Consider the following 14047-nt stretch of genomic DNA (forward strand, 5'->3'; position numbering starts at 1 on the left):
GCTCGCATCCCGCTCTCCCTTTTCTCTGGGTGACAGCTTAAGTGCAGTGCACCTGAGCTTGCCCGTCGAAGGATAGGAAAACCCGGCGATGCCGCTGGATTTTGTGCACACAGATCGGCGATGGTCGCAGAGCGGACAGGCTGTGACTGGCATCAGAATCGAAACTGGCGCCAACCTTTTGGGCAGGGCCGCGTTGAACGGCGGCGTTATCACGGCTTGGGTAGCGCGTAGGCGATCAGTTCGTCACTGGAACCGGAAAGCATCGCGCCATGTCCGCCCGCCGCGATCACCACGAACTGGCGCCCGCTCTCCTGTGACCAATACGTCGTCGGCGAAGCATTGCCCCCGGCGGGAAGCCGCGTCTTCCAAAGGAGCCGGCCCGTAGCCGTCTCATAGGCACGGAAGGCATGCTCCTGTGTCGCTCCGATAAAGGTGAGGCCACTTGCTGTCGCTACCGATCCGCCGATATTGGGCACGCCCATGGGAATCGGTACGAACGTGGGAAGGGCCAGGGGACCGCTGTCGCGGGATGTGCCGAAGATCTTGCTCCAGACCATCTTTCCGGTCTTGAGATCGACAGCGCTGATCCGGCCATAGGGTGGCTGCTGGCAGGGGATCGCAATCGGGGAGAGAAAGGGGGCAATCTGGGCTGCGTAGGGCACGCCCATCTGTGCAGCCGGGCCGCCGACATCGCTCATATGCGACGCCGTCATGGGCTTGATGCCGCGGCGGTCGGCTGCGGTGCGGGGAATGAGGTAGTTGTAGTTCGCCACCTGGTTGTTGTTGACGATCATCAGTCCGCGCTCGGGATCGACCGCAACGCCCCCCCAATCGATGCCCCCTAAATAGCCGGGCCAGGTGATCGTGGGGTGTTCTGTCGAAAGCGGCGTCATGTCGCCATCGAAGCGCGCTTCCTTGAAGCGGATGCGGCACATGGCCTGATCGATGGGGGTTAGCCCCCACATGCGCTGTTCGGTCGGGCGGGGGCCACCGAAACTGGGCATCGCGATCGAATAGGGCTGGGTTTTCGCCAGCCGCTCGCCTTTTACGCCGCCCTGCGGCACGGGCCGCTCCGCCACCGGAAGAATGGGCTTTCCGGTGACCCGGTCCAGGAAAAAGATCTCGCCGCGCTTGGTTGGCTGAAGTAGTCCCTTGGTACCGCCAGGAAGGTCGACCAGAGTTGGTTGGGACGCCACGTCATAGTCCCACAAGTCATGATGTGTTGTCTGGAACGACCAGCGCACCGCGCCGCTTTCAGCGTCGAGCGCGACGACTGCGCTGGAGAAGCGATCGTCGTTTGCCGTGCGATGGCCACCAAAATAATCCGGGGTGGCATTGCCGGTCGGGACATAGATGAGGCCGAGAGCTTCGTCCGAACTCATCGGTGCCCAGCTGTTGGGCGATCCGCGCGTAAAAGTCTGACCTTCAGGAGGGAGCCCGTGCCGGTTGGGGCGCCCGATGTCGAATGCCCAGACGAAATCTCCGGTCACCGCGTCGAATGCGCGCATCACGCCGGATGGTTCGCCGGTCTTCTGGCCATCGATGACCCAGCCGCCCAACACCAGCTTGCCGCGCACCAGAGCCGGCGGAGATGTGACGAAGTAGTATCCCTTTTCCACTTTGCCGAGCCCGCTGGTCAGATCTACCTGTCCGCCGCGCCCAAAGCTGGGGCAGGGCCGGCCCGTCGCAGCGTCCAGCGCTATCAGCCGCGCATCAAGCGTCGCGGTGTAGATGCGCTCGGCGCAGAGTCCGCGCGCCTCGGGCACGGAATAATACGTAACGCCCCGGCAGACTGCACCGTAGACACCGGTCAGGTCGGTCTTCGGACTGTGACGCCACAATGTGCGCCCGGTTTCCGGATCGAGCGCGATCACGTCGTTGTTGGCGGCGCACAGGTAGAGCCGGCTGCCAACCTTGATCGGATTGGCCTGGAATGAGGTTCGCACTTTTCCGTCGGCCAATTTGCCGGCATGGAAGGTCCACGCCGGTTTCAGGTTTCCAACATTGCTCGGTGTAATTTGCTCCAGCGGCGAAAACCGTGATCCACCGCGATCATTGCCATAGGCGATCCAGTCCCCGTCTGCTGGCCTCGCAGGGCTTGGGCCCCACGCCGTGCTGGTGCCCGCAGGGGTGCTGTCGGCCCAGAAGGCAAGGGCAATCCCGCCCGCAATCAGGGTGGCCAATCCCGGCCATAGAATGCGCGCGCCGGGCAGCGGCCGGTCGAGGCAGACGTGGCGGCGGTAGGCTGGCGTGAGCATGTACAGCCCCATGCAGACAGGCATGGCAAGGCGCGGCGCTAGCGCCCAGTAATCGAGCCCGGCTTCCCACAAGGCCCAGATGAGATTTGCGCCCAGGAAAGCCCAGTAAAGCGTTATCGACAGCGGCTTTCTACGCCAGATGAGCGCTGCAGTCGTCAGCGTGACGAACCCTGAAAGCAGATACCAGGGCGAGCCGCCCAGCAATGCCAGGCGCCCGCCCAGCCAAAGCAGCGCCACGGCGCTGGTGGCCATAATGAGCAGGAACAGAACATTCAAAACGCGCAGCATGGCCAAGACCTGGTGTATATCGAAGAAAGGGGATCGAACGCCGTTCAGGCCGGCAGTTGCGCGGCAAGCCAGTCGGGCACATTCATGCTGTAGCATTTCTGTTCGTAAAGCCGGCTGATCCGCCAGCCCTCAGCCGTCCGAACGAAGTCGTGGATATACCAAAGGCCAAAGACCAGCGTGTCGGCCTTGCCGCCGTTGCTAACAGTCATCGGGTTGTAACAGGCAGTCTTGGTCTGCGCCCGATCGCCGTTAAACGTGTATTGCGTGGTCGAAACCGCATGCTGAAATGCCAGAATCGGCGTCAGGCTTTCGGCAAGGAATCGCTTGATTTCCTGTAAGCCACCGGACACGCCGACCATCTCGGAATAGTCGATGACCGCGTCGGGCATGAAAAACCGGTCCAGTGCGTCCCAGTCGGATGAGTCCACGGCATAGCAATACCCGACGATCAGATCCTGGATCTCGAACCGATCCGACATTTCTTCCACAGTCAGCGGCATGTTCCCTCCTCAATTCTATAGAATTTTGCTGACATGGTTCATACGCGTCGCCGCCTTTCGTTGGGTAGGTGCAGGTCCGGCCGCGAGAGAAGATCAGCCAGCAACGCTGCAAGATTTGCTGCGTTCAATTTTGATGATGCAAGGAGAGATAATTATGGGCCTCGCCCCGTTCACCGAAGCCGATTTCGTCCTGTCCAAGGAGAAGCGGGCTGAAATCAACGCCGGGCTGACCGAGCGCCAGGCTTTCATGGTCAATCAGTGGATGGACCTGCACGAAGTTATCAACCGCGGCGATTGGGACGGCATGGATGCATTCTTCCACACCGACACGATGACCTACGACAACCCTAATCGTCCCGATCTGGGCACATACGCGGTTTGGAAGTCCTCGCCGCAGGGCCTCTACAAGACGTTTCCGCCCAGCCTCTATCGCACACTGAAGGCTTGGGGCAGCGGCGAAAATGAAGTCTGCGTCCTGTGCCATCACCATGGCAAGCACACCGGCGGCCCTTACATGGGTGTCCAGCCGACGGGCAATGAACTCAATGTGCTGTGGTTCTCTTGGCTGCGCTTCCGCGGCGACAAGATCGATCACATCTATTCGATCTCGGACGTCTTGACGATGTTCAAGGATCTGGAAATCATCGACGTGCCCCAGCCGGTCGATCCCTACAAGTAAGTCGTATTCCCCCTCGACTGGTAACGATCCGGTCGAGGGGGCATCTGGCGACAGGGAAAGTCGCGTTTCTACACCCGTAGGCGGATGAGGATCGCCAAGACTATTCGTCCGTTTGAGGCACCGCATTTCCGGTTTATGGACGGTATCGTTCAGTAGAATCATCGCTACCCCTGCAATCCACTCATGGTGATCGAGGCGCGCACCCACCGCATCACCGTTCATGACGAAAACAACGCCTCAGCCATCTGGGCGCAAGGGGCAGGTTTTTTGTCCCGATGCCACAGGCAGGTTTTCCATTCCGTTTCTTGCAAGAGTGTTGGGCGCGCTGAGCATAGCCTGCAGATCATCGGTGCTGGTGAGCCATCAGCTCGGCGGACATGTCGTTACATTCAGGACCGTGGTGGCGCCGTTCGGTTGAAAGGCAGTGGTTTGCAGCAGGGGGAGAGAAGTGATTGACCGATCTTGATGCCGCGGGCGCGCCGGATGCGTCTTGTACTGCGAAAATATCGGGATGCTCACGCCATTATCCGTGGTACGTGCTTGGTATATTGACGCTTGCCCAGACGTGCCATGGCATCGATCGCGCGATCATCGGCCTTGTCCTTGCACCTCTGGGGCGGGAATTTTTCCTTTCCGATGGCGAGCTGGGATTTCTTGCCGGCTTTGCCTACGGCATTTTCTTTGCGCTTGCTGCCCTTCCTTTTGGTTTCGCGGCCGACACTTTCAATCGGCGCAACCTTATGACCGTAGCGCTGTCGCTATGGAGCGGGGCGACAGCGCTGTGCGGTCTGGCAACCGGATTTTGGACATTGATGCTGGGACGGGCCGCAGTGGGTACCGCCGAGGCTGCAGGGTCGCCTACAGGGATGTCTCTGATCAGTGACTATTTCGGAAAGGACCGGCGGGCGACGGCCATTGGCATCTGGTATCTCAGTTCCGGGATAGGGCTGGCCATCGCGTTTGTAGTGGGGGGCGCGATCGTCGAGCAATGGGGGTGGCGCTGGGCGTTTGCCGCTGCGGGGGTTCCTGGGCTGCTTCTTGCCCCCGTGCTGTTCTTGACGGTCCGTGAGCCGCCGAGAGGCGGTCAGGACGGACCGGATGAAGTAGTAAGCGATGAACAGCAACAGCTAAGCTTGCCTGCCCGCCTGCGGCTGCTGGCCGCAAGGCCGGGCTTGCTTTACTGCATTTTCGCAATCGTGATGATCGCCACCGGCATTTACGGCATGAGCACGTGGCTGTCGACCTATTTGATCAGGGTTTATGATGTGCCGATTGGGCGTTCGGGAATGATCATTGCCGGTGCCTATGGCGGTCTGGGATCGCTTGGCGGGTTTCTGGCCGGCGGGGCTATCGACTGGGTCAACCGGCGCCGAAACGGCTTCGAGCCTGCGCTAACTGCCCGGTTCGGAGCGGCCATACCGATCCTCACAGCCCTTGCCGGCCTAGGCATGGTCATGGTGTCTGACTATGCAACCATGCTCGTCATGCTCATGGCCTGCGGCTTCCTCAGCGCGTCCTACAACGGACCGATATATGCCGTAATCGTCACAATAGCGGGACCTCGCCTTCGCGGGCTGGCGGTCTCTACGGTGCAACTGGGCGCCAATCTGGTGGGGGTCGGGGCGGGCGCCTATCTCATCGGCGCGGTCAGCGACTACGTTGGCGGAGTTGGCGGCGTCGCCTGGGGGATAGGAGCCGCCATGCTGTTCACGTTCGCGGGAGGCATATTGTTGCTGCTGGGCGCGCGGGCTATCGATCAGGATAGAAAGCGCAGTCTGGCGGCATAAGGCGCCCAAGGTCAACGGGTGAAACTGCAGGATCACGAACGGGGCGGCAGCGGCAGGCCCATTCTGGCAAGGTCCTCTGTTGCAGTCCCGCTGCCGGTGCGTCACGGCGTGTTCGTGAAGCGTTTGCCGCTTCGAAGTTTGGGCAGGCGTTGGGCCTGGCTTCGTATCGGGCCTGACACGATGCGCGCTATCTCAGCCGTTACAGGCTGAAGCCGCCATCCACGATCAAGGTTTGCCCGGTGATGTATTCGGCCTGCCCGGATGCCAGGAACGCCACGGCGTTCGCGATATCCTTGCCATGGCCAAAGCGCCGCAGTGCGATCCGCTTGCGCTGGCTTTCCCAGATTTCTGGCGTGTAGAGCGACTGGAGGAAATCGGCTCCCAGTCCGGCATCGATAATTCCTGGAGCGACCGCGTTGGCTCGTATGCCGAAGCGTCCTTCTTCCTTGGCGATGGCCCGGCTCAGCGCCTCGATCCCCGCCTTGGGCACGGACGACAGGGCGTCCCCGGGCGGAAAGCAATAATTCGCTACCGAGACCACCGATACAAAATTGCCGAAACCCTGATCACGGAAATGGGGAAGGGTGGCCGCGATGATCCGGGTGAAGCCGATCAGTTCAACTTCGATCACCTCGCGCCACTGATCTTCGGAGATCATGCTGACAAACGGTTGTTCGATCGCCACGCCGCCAGCAAAGATCATCGTTCCGATCGCACCGAAGCGTTCCACGGTCGCGCGAATGCCGGATTCGATCGAAGTGCGATCCGAAAGATCGCAGGAAACGGCTATTGCCTGCTTTTTGGTGTCGCCCATGGCTTCAATGACGGCATGCGCTTTGCCGGGGGCCGAGCGATAGCCGACCGACACGCCTTCCCATTCTGAGGCGAGACGGTGACAAATCTCGCGACCCAGGCCGCCGGTCCCGCCCACTACGAAGGCTGCCCCGCGGTTCAAAGCGGCATGTGCCTGGCGAGATGCTGCAACAGGCGCTCAGCGAAGCTGTCGTTGCGGTCACCCGTGAACATATGACCGACACCAGCGGCGGTTTCGACCTCAAGTTGCGGCGTCAGGTCCTTGAAGCGTTGCACGCTCTCTTTCGACACGATCTCGCTGAGTTCGGCGCGGACGAGGACGACGGGGGTCGTGACGCGCCGGGCCGCAGCTACCAACGCCTCGGCTTCAGACGGCGGATGCAGGAATTGGGGCTCCGCAGTACGCGGGTCCCAATGCCAGAATAGCCGCCCGTCCTGTTCGCGCATGGCCTTGGCAAGGCCCGAAACATCGGGCAGCAGCGGCTGACCTAGATGCTGATTAAGGGCTGCGGCCGCTTGTTCCAGAGAGGTGAAGCCGGCTTCACTAGCCTTGAAGAAAGCCCGAATTTCATTGACCCCGGTGTCGTGAATGTGGGGCGCAACATCGGCCAGCATGATCAGGCGTACCAGGTCGGGATGGCGCGATCCACCCACAAGTGCCGATTGTCCTCCGCGCGACGCGCCGACCAGGGCCGAAGGACGACCCAGTGCCTGGAGAACGGCTTCGACATCGCGACCATAAGCTTCAAGAAGATAGTCGCCATTCGTAGCCCAGCCACTTTCACCGTGACCGCGCAAGTCGAAGGTTATCCCATAGTAACCCGCCTGCGCCACGCGGCGCGCCGAACCCGTCCATGACCGGCGGCTTTGGCCGCCTCCGTGGAAGAAGCACACCGGTGGGGCCGCCGGATCGCCATAGGCGTCGGCGGCTAGGGTCAAACCGTCGCCGGGCACGTTTATCCGGTTCTTGGCGATCGTGCCCGGCAAGGGATCTTACCCGGCCGTTACCGGCGGAACCATTTCGGCAAAGGAGGGGTGTTCGCCCGGGCCCTTGTAGGCGAATTTGCCGGGAGCATGGTGCCATTTGCCGTCGTTGCGGCTTTCATAGGGTGAGGCGACTTCGATCAGGCAGCCATGCGTGCTCTTGGCACCAACCCAGCTCCACTTCTGCCAGGTCATGTCGGGATCGTTGTAGGTCTGGCCATCGCCGGGCAGGTGGAGCCCCTCGGCCTTCAGCTTTTCCATAGCTCCGGGAACATCGTCCGTCGAATAGCACAAGTGGTGTACATGCTCGCCGACCTTGTCGAGGCGATTGCCCATCGGTGTGCCGGGGGCGGGCTGGATGAACTGGATTTCCGTACCGCCATTGTTGACGAAGGTGGCCCACTTCATGCCTGCATCGTCGCCACTGGAGAACTCGTCATACTTGACGATCCGCTCTTCCAGCGATGCGGGATCGAGCACGCGCAGGATGCGCGTCCAGTCGTCGATGGCCTTGTCGAGATCACGGACGACCATGCAAACGTGAGCGAAAGGTCCACTAGGCATACAACTATCTCCTCGAATTTCAGATTTGCACGATTGCTGTGCCGGCGTTGACCGTGCCGCGGCCCTTGACGTCGAGGGCAAACTCGCATGTCACTGCATTGCCCTCGATCGCCGTGACCTTGCCGGTCACCACAGCGCTGTCGCCGCCATAGACGTTATCCAGGAAGCGCGAATCCATCGCCTTGATCGTTCCGCCGGGAAACGCCTGCATCAGCATGTTCATCATGTAGGCGACATTGATCGGGCCCTGATTGATGACCCGGTCGCCCAGGCCCTTGGCCTTGACCACTTCGACATCAAGGTGGATCGGGTTGGGATCGGCCAGAAACACGGCCCACTGCTTCATGGCTTCCGGACTTACGCTGACGATAGTGAAAGGCGGCAGTTCGTCTCCGACGGCGTAACTCATGCTGCGAACTCCTTGCGTGGCAGGACCCAGACATTGTCGGTTTCCAGAACCTGCGTACCGTCGAGCAAGTGGAGGCGGAGGCGATAAGTGAGCACGTCCATGACGCCCAGCTTGCGGCTGCGTTTGCGCACCAGGCTCAGAATTTCGCCTGTAACCTTATAGCTTTCGCCGACTTTGAGCGGCGCAGCGAAACGAACGCCGCTGCTGCCCATCATCGGGCCGTCCTCGACATCAAACTCGCAAGCTTCGCAAACCCCGGCCACGGTCTTGCCCATCGCGACCTGGGTCGCGACGTAATAGTAGATGGGGTGGGCCGTTCCGTCCGCCGCAGGCTCGATCCCGGTCGAGCGGCACATCGCAGCGTTTTCCTCAGCCGTGATCGTAAACACCTTGGTGCCGTCCAGCGAGGTGCCGGCAGCGGGCGGTGCGGGGGGCAGTTCGTCAAGCTCGCTCATAACATAAGTGGTCCCTAGAATGAACGCGGCAGACCGAGACTCTCGGCGATCGTGTTGCGCACCATTTCATTGCTGATCGGCGTCATGCGCAGGATGCGATGGTCGCGCCAGTACCGCTGCATGTCGGTTTCGGCAGAATACCCCATGCCGCCCAGAATCTGGATACCCAGGTCCGCCGCCTTCACGGCATTTTCCGTGGCCACCATCTTGAGCATGTTCGCCTCGACTCCGCAGGGCATGCCGTTGGCCTGCATCCAGGCGACGTTGTTGAGCAGCAACTCGGTGGTCTTCTGCCAGGTTGCGATGTCGGCCACGTAATGCTGGAGCACTTGGAACCGGCCAATGATACCGCCGAAGGCCTTGCGCTGCTTCATGTAGTCGAGCGCGTCTTCCAGAACCCCGTCGATTGCGCCCAGGCACTGCGCTCCGACCATGATGCGTTCGTTGTTGAGTGTCGGCAGCATCGCATACCAGGCCTGGCCCGGCTCACCCAGCACGTCCTCGTCCGGGACAAAGACGTCTTCGTAGTGCACTTCACACGACCCCATCGCACGCATTCCCAGCTTTGGAAGCAGTGACGTGGTGATGCCGGGCGACTTGGCATCGACAAAGAACATGGTCAGGCCATGGTGCTTTTTCTCGACGTTCTTGTCGGTACGGGCGAGGACCAGTAGCCTGTCTGCAGCTTTGGCGCCGGTCGTCCACATTTTGGCGCCATTGAGGCACCAGCCGCCATCGACCTTTTCGGCATGGGTCTTCATAGCCCCCAGCACGTCCGTGCCGCCGTCAGGTTCGGTCATGGACAGTGAGACACGCAGTTGCCCTTGCGCCATGGGTCGCAGCCAGCGGTTCTTCTGTTCCTCCGTGCCGACAGCGCCGATGGTCTTGGCGCCGCCAAAGGATGTCAGGCCCCAGACCCACAACAGACCGCCTGCAGTCCGTGCGAATTCGCGGGCGAAGATCATCTGCATCATGACGTCGCCGCCAAGGCCGTCATATTCCTCGGGAATGCCGATGCCGAAGAATCCCTGCTCGGTCAGCTTGTCCCACAGCGCATAGGGGTAATTTTCTTCGTCAGCCTCCAGCGAGCGCATCCAGTCTTTGGGCGCTTCGGCATCGACCCAACGCCGTACAACGTCGCGAAATGACCGTTGCTCCTCAGTCAGCGAAAAATCCATTGTCGTTCCTGTTCCTTTGCCGGAACACCAGACACGCCCGGTGCCCTGTCAAAACCTACCAATCTATAGGGTGGGAGGGACGAAGTGGAACATTTGGTCAATCATCATGCCAATTTGGTCAGGCACTGGCGCTTGCTCGACAGGATCACCGTCACTGCCAGCTGTGTTGATCGCAATGCCCAGAGGCGTCGGCCAGCCTCGAAGCGCGTGCGTGATCGCCCGAAGCTGCTGGAGCGTTGCGACGGCGGCCTGCCATCCGGCAGCGGTTGCAATGCTGCCTACCGGGAGGCCGTCGAAATAGCAGCGCTCATCCCGGCTTAAATCCTCAACATAATCAAGCGCGTTCTTCACGAAGCCGGATATTGCGCCATGATAACCCGGCGAACCAATTATAACGGCATCAGCAGACCGGAGTGTGGCAATATATGCGCGCGCAGCTTCGGACCTATCGGCAGACTCCGGTGCGTAATGTGGGAAGTTGATTGCCTCGCCGGATAGCAATGTGGTGCGAGCGCCTTTCGTCTCGGCAATCGAAAGAGCCTTCCGAAGGGCGCGCTCGGTCGAAGAGTAAGCGCGCATGGTGCCGCCAATAGCGACAAAATGAAGTTGGCGAGTCAAATCGAAAGCCCTCCCTCGACCGGTATGATAGAACCCGTCACATAGGCGCCGGCACGCGATGCGAGATAAATGGCTGTGCCGGCCAGATCTTCCGGTGTACCCACACGGCCGCGCGGCACCATGTCTTCGATCATCTTGCGCATTTCATCAGACGTGATGACGGTCATTTCGGATTCAAAGAACCCGGGGGCGATCACATTCGCGGTGATGTGGTCTCGGCCGAGCCGTTTGGCGAGGCCCTTGGCCATCCAGTGGATCGCTCCCTTGGACGCCTGATAGGCATAGTTTTCCTTGGGTCCGACTTTCAGTGCGCCGACCGAGCCGATATTGATCAGCGACGCGGGGCGGTCCGCGGTGCCGCCTGCGCGCAGTAGCGGCAGGAACTTCTGCAGGATGAAGAACGGAGCCTTCAGATTGAGATCGACTACGGGATCCCAGTCTTCCTCGCTATAATCGTCGATGGGGGCTTCTGCCATCGTCCCGGCATTGTTGACCAGAATGTGCAGCGCAGCTTCTTTGGTGGCCACGCGGGCCGCCAAAGCTTCGATTCCGGGCAGAGTCGAAACGTCTGCGGCGAGCCCGATGCAGGCCCCGCCCGTTGTTTCGCTGATTTCCCGCGCAGCGGTAAGGACTTTGGCTTCCGTGCGGGCGCAGATATAAACCTTGGCGCCCGCCATTGCGAGCCCCGTTGCGATATGCTTGCCGATCCCGGCCGATCCGCCGGTGACCATGGCCACGCGGCCTTCGACGGAGAACAGATCGGCCACGTTCATGCCGACACCTTGCGGCCGACGATCTTGAGGATAAGGTCTACCGTGCCCTCGGGGTCGCCGACGAGCAGCGCATGATCGCCCGGATGCTGATGCATCGTCCAGCCGAGCGCGCGGGCGCGTTCGTGCATGGCGGTCATGACGGTGACTGCGGCCGCAATGTAGTCCACCGGCTGCTTGATCGTTTCCGCCCCAACGGCGATCCGGCCCGCCGTGGCCTTCATCGGCTGATCGGACAACTTGTCCAGCAGCCATTGCTCGCGGGCAGGGTCCATCAGGTGTGGGTGTTCCTTGGCGGCGGCGCGCTGCATCTCGTGCACGCCTGAGCCGACAGGGCCTTCGCCGGCTTCCAGCATGGCATCCAGGGTGGCGACGTGCTCTTCGGGCATATAGCCCATCAGCGAGGCAATCCGTTCGCCCGAATAGGGCACGATGGCGTCGAGATAGATGACAGAGGCAATCCGGTCGCCGACTTGTGCGATCACGCCGGGCGCTACGGTGCCGGCATAGCTGTGCGCGACGAGGATCACATCATGAAGGTCTTCATATTTGAAGACATTGACGATGTCCTGCACATGGGTCGCGTTGCCGACGTCGCGGCCGGTCAGGTGCTCGCGCTCACCGAAGCCGGTGAACGTCGGCGTATAGACGGTGTGGCCCTTGGCCTCCAGCAGGGCGCGGACATATTTCCATGTCCAGCCGCCCATGCCGCCGCCGTGAAGAAGTACGAACGTGCTCATGGTTTTTACGCCTCCGCCGGTTCTGTGTTCTGGATGAATTCCGGGAAAGGGTCCGGCCCCCATAGGAACATGCTGTCCTCGGGGGCGTGGTTCTCCGCAGGCCAGTCCACGTTGTGCGGAATGAAATCGATGTCTGCGGAATATTCGCTGAAGCTGCCCCAGGGGTCACGCACGTAATAGAAATAGTTGGCGCCCAGGACGTGCTGACCGAGGCCCCAGTTAGGCCCGTATCCTGCGCGGGACATGGCCGCGCCGCCAAGGCCGATTTCCTGAATCGATCCCATGTCCCAACTGTTGTGGTGCATGCCGCGGCGATCGGAAAGGACCAGGGCCAACAAGTGATGATCGCTGCCATGGACGCCATGGAGGAACGCGACAGCCGGCTCGCTCTTGTCCGACAGGCGCAGCCCCAGGGTCTTCTCGTAGAATTCGATGGCGGCGTTCACGTCCGTCGTGAAGATCGCGAAGTGTGACAGGCGGCGCGGATGAACCTGCGGCGCCTGGCTGTTCAGGATCGCGCCCGATGTGCCGGGGGCGGCACTGGGCGAGGTGAACGCGCACTTTTCGTCGGGAGTGGCCTTCTCGCCGACGCGGACATTCAGCGGCAGCTTGTCGAAACCCTCGAACCAGATGCCATCCGGATCCGCGCCAACTGGCGGGTCGATATATGTCACACCGCATGCGTCGAGGTGCTTGCGGAACGCATCGATCTCGTCGGCATAGACGCCAAAGCTCAGGTAACGCAGCTTCCTGGCGCCGTTGCCCTTGGTGATGACGGCCCAGCAATGCGGATGGTCCTTGGTATAGAGCTCGAGCGCACCGTCCCTGTCTCGAACCTCGAGACCGAAGAGCGTGTAGAACGTCCGGGCCTCTTCTAGGTCGGGCACTTGCAAAGCAAAATGGTCGATCGAGTGGACGCCCAGCACATGGGGCCGGCGGCCGGATTTCACTTGGTCTTTCATGCTGTCCTCCCTGCGCGGGGCCGGGCGGCTCTATCGAGCCGCCCGTGTCGTTTCAGGCTGCCTTGATCGGGTTGACCAGCAGGCCGACTTTTTCGATCTCTACTTCGCAGACATCGCCATCCTTCATGAACAGCGGGGGATTGCGTGCCAGGCCAATGCCGGACGGGGTGCCCATGACCAGAATGTCGCCGACCTCAAGCGTGAAGCAGGTTGAAAGCAGGGCAATGGTGTCGACCACGTCGAAGACCATGTCGGAGGTATTGGCGCTCTGGACGACCTGGCCGTTGAGGCGGGTTTCGATCTTGAGGCCAGCGCCGCCTGCGGGCAGTTCGTCCGCCGTGACAAGCCATGGGCCGAAAGCGCCGGTGTCGTCGAAGTTCTTGCCCACGGTCCACTGCGGAGTCTTGAGCTGGTAATCGCGAATCGAGCCGTCATTGAATACCGAATAGGCAACGACGTGAGACAGGGCGTCTTCCTTGCTGATGTCCTTGCCACCCTTGCCCAGAACCGCGATGAGTTCGCCTTCGTAGTCGAGCTGGTCGGAACATTCCGGCTTGATGATCGGTGCGCCGTGACCGATCAGGCTGGAATTGAAACGGCCGAACACGGTCGGGAACTCGGGCACTTGGAACCCGCCTTCGGCCGCGTGATCCTTGTAGTTCAGGCCAAGGCAGATGATCTTGGGCGCCTTTACCAGTGGAGGAAGGAACGTCAGGTCGTCCATCGCCACGGACGTGCCCGCGGACAGGACCTTTGTGCCGGCCTCGGTGAGGGCGTTGCCGCCTTCCGCCACGAGCGCGTCAAGATCACAAAGGGCGCTGTCACCGAACAGCACCTTGATGTCCTCGCCGGTATCGACCGCCAGACCGGTCTGCCCGTCCTTGGAAACTTTAGCGAAACGCATGATTCGATCCTCCTGAAACGCCTTGTCCGTGCAGCCCGCCGGGGCGATGGTCAACATTAAAATATATTTCTATAGATGAAATATACTTACATTAGTTGCTCCGGTTTCCAAAGCTGCTATTGCTTTTGAGATGAAGAA

The 14047-nt window shown here is 60.9% G+C and carries 15 protein-coding genes; 2 read left to right on the plus strand and 13 right to left on the minus strand.

The window, feature by feature from the left end:
* Positions 1–209: 209 nt before the first annotated feature.
* Together IEX64_RS12680 and IEX64_RS12685 are read right to left on the minus strand one after the other, a co-directional pair.
* Positions 210–2546 (minus strand): membrane-bound PQQ-dependent dehydrogenase, glucose/quinate/shikimate family, encoded by a 2337-nt coding sequence (locus IEX64_RS12680; protein ID WP_188820043.1) that lies wholly within the window; start codon positions 2544–2546, stop codon positions 210–212.
* 44 nt (positions 2547–2590) lie between these two features.
* Positions 2591–3046, minus strand: a complete 456-nt coding sequence (locus IEX64_RS12685; RefSeq protein ID WP_188820044.1) for a nuclear transport factor 2 family protein — start codon at positions 3044–3046, stop codon at positions 2591–2593.
* Between the two features lie 154 nt (positions 3047–3200).
* On the opposite strand from IEX64_RS12685, the gene IEX64_RS12690 reads away from it, so the two are divergent.
* Complete coding sequence (locus IEX64_RS12690; RefSeq protein WP_188820045.1) at positions 3201–3725, plus strand: ester cyclase; 525 nt, start codon at positions 3201–3203, stop codon at positions 3723–3725.
* A 452-nt stretch (positions 3726–4177) separates the two neighbouring features.
* On the plus strand, positions 4178–5512 hold the full coding sequence (locus IEX64_RS12695) for an MFS transporter (RefSeq protein ID WP_188820046.1): 1335 nt from the start codon (positions 4178–4180) through the stop codon (positions 5510–5512).
* Between the two features lie 199 nt (positions 5513–5711).
* Here the strand turns inward: IEX64_RS12695 and IEX64_RS12700 are convergent, their stop codons facing one another.
* The 11 genes from IEX64_RS12700 to IEX64_RS12750 form a co-directional block, all read right to left on the minus strand.
* The gene (locus IEX64_RS12700; protein ID WP_188820047.1) at positions 5712–6467 is read right to left on the minus strand and encodes an SDR family NAD(P)-dependent oxidoreductase; all 756 of its coding nucleotides are present in this window, start codon (positions 6465–6467) and stop codon (positions 5712–5714) included.
* A complete protein-coding gene (locus IEX64_RS12705; protein ID WP_229710242.1) occupies positions 6464–7312 on the minus strand; it encodes an alpha/beta fold hydrolase in 849 nt (282 codons plus the stop codon). The genes IEX64_RS12700 and IEX64_RS12705 overlap by 4 nt, the downstream gene beginning before the upstream one ends.
* A gap of 6 nt (positions 7313–7318) precedes the next feature.
* Positions 7319–7873: a VOC family protein gene (locus tag IEX64_RS12710; protein WP_229710244.1), complete on the minus strand. Its 555-nt coding sequence runs from the start codon at positions 7871–7873 to the stop codon at positions 7319–7321.
* 19 nt (positions 7874–7892) lie between these two features.
* Complete coding sequence (locus IEX64_RS12715; protein WP_188820048.1) at positions 7893–8282, minus strand: MaoC family dehydratase; 390 nt, start codon at positions 8280–8282, stop codon at positions 7893–7895.
* Complete coding sequence (locus IEX64_RS12720; protein ID WP_188820049.1) at positions 8279–8737, minus strand: hotdog family protein; 459 nt, start codon at positions 8735–8737, stop codon at positions 8279–8281. Before IEX64_RS12720 ends, IEX64_RS12715 begins: the two co-directional genes overlap by 4 nt.
* Positions 8738–8751: 14 nt before the next feature.
* A complete protein-coding gene (locus IEX64_RS12725) occupies positions 8752–9915 on the minus strand; it encodes an acyl-CoA dehydrogenase family protein (protein WP_188820050.1) in 1164 nt (387 codons plus the stop codon).
* 63 nt (positions 9916–9978) lie between these two features.
* Complete coding sequence (locus IEX64_RS12730) at positions 9979–10533, minus strand: NADPH-dependent FMN reductase (RefSeq protein WP_268238453.1); 555 nt, start codon at positions 10531–10533, stop codon at positions 9979–9981.
* A complete protein-coding gene (locus IEX64_RS12735) occupies positions 10530–11306 on the minus strand; it encodes an SDR family oxidoreductase (RefSeq protein WP_188820051.1) in 777 nt (258 codons plus the stop codon). The genes IEX64_RS12730 and IEX64_RS12735 overlap by 4 nt, the downstream gene beginning before the upstream one ends.
* Positions 11303–12043, minus strand: a complete 741-nt coding sequence (locus IEX64_RS12740; protein ID WP_188820052.1) for an alpha/beta fold hydrolase — start codon at positions 12041–12043, stop codon at positions 11303–11305. Before IEX64_RS12740 ends, IEX64_RS12735 begins: the two co-directional genes overlap by 4 nt.
* A gap of 5 nt (positions 12044–12048) precedes the next feature.
* Complete coding sequence (locus IEX64_RS12745) at positions 12049–13005, minus strand: VOC family protein (protein ID WP_188820053.1); 957 nt, start codon at positions 13003–13005, stop codon at positions 12049–12051.
* A gap of 52 nt (positions 13006–13057) precedes the next feature.
* Positions 13058–13909 carry a fumarylacetoacetate hydrolase family protein gene (locus IEX64_RS12750; protein WP_188820054.1) on the minus strand — a complete coding sequence of 284 codons (852 nt, stop codon included), beginning with the start codon at positions 13907–13909 and terminating at the stop codon, positions 13058–13060.
* Positions 13910–14047: the final 138 nt, after the last annotated feature.

It is taken from the genome of Novosphingobium indicum (genome assembly GCF_014645195.1).
Classification (GTDB): Bacteria; Pseudomonadota; Alphaproteobacteria; order Sphingomonadales; family Sphingomonadaceae; genus Novosphingobium; species Novosphingobium indicum.

Excerpts from the sequence above, each read along its gene's own strand:
- IEX64_RS12685 (WP_188820044.1), bottom strand. The coding sequence starts at position 3,046 with ATGCCGCTGACTGTGGAAGAAATGTCGGATCGGTTCGAGATCCAGGAT.
- IEX64_RS12735 (WP_188820051.1), bottom strand. The coding sequence starts at position 11,306 with ATGAACGTGGCCGATCTGTTCTCCGTCGAAGGCCGCGTGGCCATGGTC.
- IEX64_RS12745 (WP_188820053.1), bottom strand. The coding sequence starts at position 13,005 with ATGAAAGACCAAGTGAAATCCGGCCGCCGGCCCCATGTGCTGGGCGTC.
- IEX64_RS12715 (WP_188820048.1), bottom strand. The coding sequence starts at position 8,282 with ATGAGTTACGCCGTCGGAGACGAACTGCCGCCTTTCACTATCGTCAGC.
- IEX64_RS12740 (WP_188820052.1), bottom strand. The coding sequence starts at position 12,043 with ATGAGCACGTTCGTACTTCTTCACGGCGGCGGCATGGGCGGCTGGACA.
- IEX64_RS12725 (WP_188820050.1), bottom strand. The coding sequence starts at position 9,915 with ATGGATTTTTCGCTGACTGAGGAGCAACGGTCATTTCGCGACGTTGTA.
- IEX64_RS12750 (WP_188820054.1), bottom strand. The coding sequence starts at position 13,909 with ATGCGTTTCGCTAAAGTTTCCAAGGACGGGCAGACCGGTCTGGCGGTC.
- IEX64_RS12690 (WP_188820045.1), top strand. The coding sequence starts at position 3,201 with ATGGGCCTCGCCCCGTTCACCGAAGCCGATTTCGTCCTGTCCAAGGAG.
- IEX64_RS12720 (WP_188820049.1), bottom strand. The coding sequence starts at position 8,737 with ATGAGCGAGCTTGACGAACTGCCCCCCGCACCGCCCGCTGCCGGCACC.
- IEX64_RS12710 (WP_229710244.1), bottom strand. The coding sequence starts at position 7,873 with ATGCCTAGTGGACCTTTCGCTCACGTTTGCATGGTCGTCCGTGATCTC.
- IEX64_RS12680 (WP_188820043.1), bottom strand. The coding sequence starts at position 2,546 with ATGCTGCGCGTTTTGAATGTTCTGTTCCTGCTCATTATGGCCACCAGC.